Here is a 3,857-nt window from a genome sequence, read left to right as displayed (position 1 = left end):
CGCCGAAACAGCGCGGCCATGGCGCGTTGGCGCTCCTGCCAGGCGGCCAGCGCCGCCGGGTTCAGCAGGCTGTAGCGGGGGTCGTCGGGCCTGCGGCGGGCGTAACGCGCCTGCACGGCGTCCAGTTCGTCGGGTGGGGTCATCGCGCCCTCAACGGCTGAGCCGCTCCATGCGTGCACGGGGGCCCCGTCCGCTCCAGGCATCGAAGGCCCCGAGCAGGAAGCCCAGGCCGTAGCCCAGGTGGCAGGCCGGGATCACCAGCGGCAGCCACGGCACGTGCCTCCAGCGGGTCTGCGCGGCGATGGCCAGCGAAGCGGCAAGCACCACCGCGAGATAGACCCCGGGCAACGGCACGGTCATCCACACGGGCGCACCGAGCAGGGCCGACAGCAGGCTGCCGGCCAGGCCCAGCACCAGCCCCGCCGGCAGCCAGTGGCGCCATGAAGCCGCCCCGCCATGCTTGCGGATCACGAAGGGCTTCCAGTAGCCGTACTGCTGGTATTGCCGCCACAGGGCCGCCAGCGAATCGCGCGGGCGGTAAGTGGAGCGGATGGCAGCCGATTGCCAGATGCGCCCGCCGCCGCGCGTGATGCGCAGGTTGTGTTCGTCGTCCTGGTTGCGCACCAGGGTCTCATCAAAGCCGCCGAAGCGCTCGAAGGTGACGCGCGGCCAGCAGCCCAGGTAGACGGTATCGACCCAGCCGCTGTGGTCGAGCTGGCGCGAGCGCGCCCCGCCGGCCAGCCAGCGAGACTGGAAGGCTGCGGCAATCGCCGAGGACAGCGCCCCCTCGCCCTGCGCCCGCCAGGGACCGCCGACGTTGTCCGCCCCGCTGGCCTGCAAAGCGGCCAGGCATTGGGCGATGTAGTCGCTGGCATAGGTGGTGTGCACGTCCATGCGCACGATCACCTCCCCACGGCTGGCCTGCAGCGCCCGGTTCAAGCCGGTGGAGACGATGCGCTGCGGGTTGTCGATCACGCGCAGCCCGAAGCGGCCGGCGTGCTCGTCCAGCCAGGCGCGGCTGCCGTCGTCGCTGTGGCCATCGGCCACCAGCACCTCCATCGTCCAGCCTTCGGGAAGCTGCTGGGCCCGCAGCGAGCTGCAAAAGGCTTCCAGGTGGGCGCGCTCGTTGCGGCAAGGCACGATGACCGAGACGGTGGGCATCAGCAGCCCCTGTGCGTCAGCAGTTCACGGTAGAGCGCGGCCATGCGGTCCATCTGCTCCTCGCGCGACACCTCGGGCACCACGCGGCGGCGGTTGTGCCGGCCCATGGCCTCCAGGGCCCGAGCGTCGCCGGCGAGTTCGACCAGGGCCTGGGCCAGGGCCTGCCCATCGCCCACCGGCACCCGGCGTCCGCCGCGGCCATCGACCCACTGGCGGTTGGCGGGCAGGTCGCTGACGATCACGGCCAGACCGGCGGCCATGGCCTCCAGCAGGGCCACCGAGGTGGCGTCGCTCTCGGGCACCGAGAGGGCGAGATGGGCGTGGCGCACGATCTCGGCCAGTCGGTCTTCATCGACGCGGCCGTGCCAATGCACCACCCCTTGCAAGCCCAGCGTGTCAGCCAGGGCTCGCAGAGAGGCCTCCAGTGGGCCGCCCCCGCACAAATGCAGCTCGACGGGCAGCGCGGGGCGGCGTTCGCGCAACTGGGCGACGGCGTGCAGCACGAGGTCAATGCGGTAGTTCGGCTCCCAGTTGCGCAGGCTCACCAGACGCAGCGGGCTGGGCGCCTTGTGCACCGCGACGAACTTCGCCGTGTCCACGCCCCACAGCACCTGGTGCAGGGCCGCGCGCGGGCGGTAGGCGGCGATGGCCTCGAGCACGTCCTGACTGTCGGCGGTGACGAGATCGGCGCGGCGCAGGGTCCAGCCGGTGAGCGCCCGCACGAGGCGGCTCTCGCGCGGGCTCACCAGCACATCGGAGCCCCAGGCCGAGAGCACCAGGGGCCGCTGGCCCAGGCTGGCGGCCCAGAAGCCGTAGGAGGTGAGGTAGTGGCCGTGCACCAGGTCGGGCTGCAGCGCACGGGCCAAGGCGCGCACGCGCGGCAGGGCCGCGAACCAGGGCCAGCGGCCGTCCGGGGTGTCGAGCGCATGCACCTGGGCGCCCGGCACCTCGCCCGTGTGCCGCGAGATCACGCTGCAGCGATAGCCGCGCTGTGCGATCGCGCCCACCCAGCGGCGCGTGTGCACGCTGGTGGCATCGGCCACGAACAGCAGGTGGGGCGCACTCATCGCCCGGGCCAACCCTGGCCGCAGTAGGCGGACCGGGCCTGCGGGTGGCGCTCGATCCAGGCCGCATCGCCCTCGCGCACATCGCCGATCACGCGGGCCGGCTGGCCGGCCACGATGGCGTAGTCGGGGAACTCGCCGTCCACGTAGCTGAAGGCGCGCACCAGCACGCCGCGGCCCAGGCGGCTGCCCGGCATCACGACGCTGTGGGCGCCGATGAAGCAGTACGGGCCGATCACGGTGGGCTGGCGCACGAAGCCCAGGGGCTGCGGATCGCCGAAGTACTCGCGGCCCATGAGCCGGGTGGCGCGGTGGCTGGAGTGCGTGAGCACCGACACGTGATTGGTGATCTGCGTGCCCTCGCCGATCGTGAGGCCGCCCGAGGCATCGATGAAGTTGTGATGCCCGATGAAGACATGGTCGCCGAGGTCCAGGCGTTCGGGACTTTCCAGCTCGGTGGTGCTGCCAATGCGGGTGTGGGCCAGCCAGGCCCCCGAGGGGTGGCGGTGGCCATAAAGCATGCGCGGGCGCAGCAGCGCACGCAGGGTTCGGGTGATCCAGGGCTTGATCGGCATCGTGGCACAGGGCAGGCGCAACAGTCTACCGGGACGGACGCAGCAGGTCGCGCCAGCGCAGGCCCGCATGCCGGCGGAACAGGGCCAGGCCCCAGGCGATGGCCAGCCCATAGGACAGCGAGGTGGCGATCGCCGCGCCGGTGGCGCCCAGGCGGGGCACGAGCAGCCCACAGGCCCCCACGTTGATCAGCAACGACACCCCGGCCACCGCGGCCGAGAGCCTTGGCCGGCCGAGGAAGTTGGTGTAGTAGGCCGACAACGTGGACGCGCAGCCATAGGCCCACACGCCGGGCAGCAGCCACAGCATCAGCGGCACGGCCTCGGCATAGGGCGCCCCCAGCACCCGCGGCAGGGCCCAGGCGGCCAGCCCCAGCAACACCGGCGAGGCGATCAACAGCACCCCCAGGTTGGCCTGCACCAGGCGCACGGTCAGCCTCGCGGCGGCCTCGCGGTCGGGCTGGCCGATGCGGCCATAGGCGGCAGCGCTCACCGACGACGAGATGAACCACAGCAACTCGGTCACCGTCACCGCGATGGCGTAGAGGCCTGCGGCCGACAGGCTGACGAAGGATTCCACGATGAAGAGGTCGATGCGGTAGTTGAGCCAACTGATGAGGTTGGTCAGGCCCAGCACGGTGCAAAAGCCCGCCTGCGTGCGCCAGGCAGGCCAGTCCGGCGCACAGCCGCGCTGATCGCGCCAGGCCCAGGCCGCCCCGGCGAGGCCCACGAGCACGCGCGCGCCCAGCCAGGCGATCATGACGGCCCACAGGGTCATGGGTTGCCCGGCCAGCACCCAGGCCCCGAGCGCGCACAGCGCCAGCGCAGGCGGTGCCACCGTGAGGGCGTTGATCGGCCCCATGCGCCCCAGCCCCAGGTACAGGCCCGAGACCGTGGGCGTGAGCAGCAGCCAGGGCGCCGCCAGGGCCAGGGCCGGCAGGTAGCGGTAGGCCGGCGTATCGGACAGCCCCCACCCCATCGCCCAGAACACCAGGGCGCCCACGACGCCCGCCCCCAGCGCCAGCCCCATGGCCCCGCCCAGCCAGCGGGCGGCCGCCTC

The 3,857-nt window shown here is 72.5% G+C and carries 4 protein-coding genes; all 4 read right to left on the bottom strand.

Going from position 1 to position 3,857, the window contains the following annotated elements; genetic code table 11:
* Window positions 1-150: 150 nt before the first annotated feature.
* Window positions 151-1,161, bottom strand: a complete 1,011-nt coding sequence (locus ACK42S_RS16355) for a glycosyltransferase family 2 protein (RefSeq protein ID WP_409709988.1) — start codon at window positions 1,159-1,161, stop codon at window positions 151-153.
* A complete protein-coding gene (locus tag ACK42S_RS16350; protein WP_409709985.1) occupies window positions 1,161-2,228 on the bottom strand; it encodes a glycosyltransferase in 1,068 nt (355 codons plus the stop codon). The genes ACK42S_RS16355 and ACK42S_RS16350 overlap by 1 nt, the downstream gene beginning before the upstream one ends.
* Window positions 2,225-2,800 carry an acyltransferase gene (locus tag ACK42S_RS16345; protein ID WP_409709982.1) on the bottom strand — a complete coding sequence of 192 codons (576 nt, stop codon included), beginning with the start codon at window positions 2,798-2,800 and terminating at the stop codon, window positions 2,225-2,227. The genes ACK42S_RS16350 and ACK42S_RS16345 overlap by 4 nt, the downstream gene beginning before the upstream one ends.
* Before the next feature lie 25 nt (window positions 2,801-2,825).
* A partial coding sequence (locus tag ACK42S_RS16340; protein WP_409709979.1) for a polysaccharide biosynthesis C-terminal domain-containing protein occupies window positions 2,826-3,857 on the bottom strand: 1,032 nt, incomplete at its 5' end.

The organism is Caldimonas sp. (assembly GCF_046289365.1).
GTDB lineage: Bacteria > Pseudomonadota > Gammaproteobacteria > Burkholderiales > Burkholderiaceae_C > Caldimonas.
The sequence above is the reverse complement of the archived record's forward strand: the minus strand, read 5'-3'. Positions and strand labels throughout refer to the sequence as shown.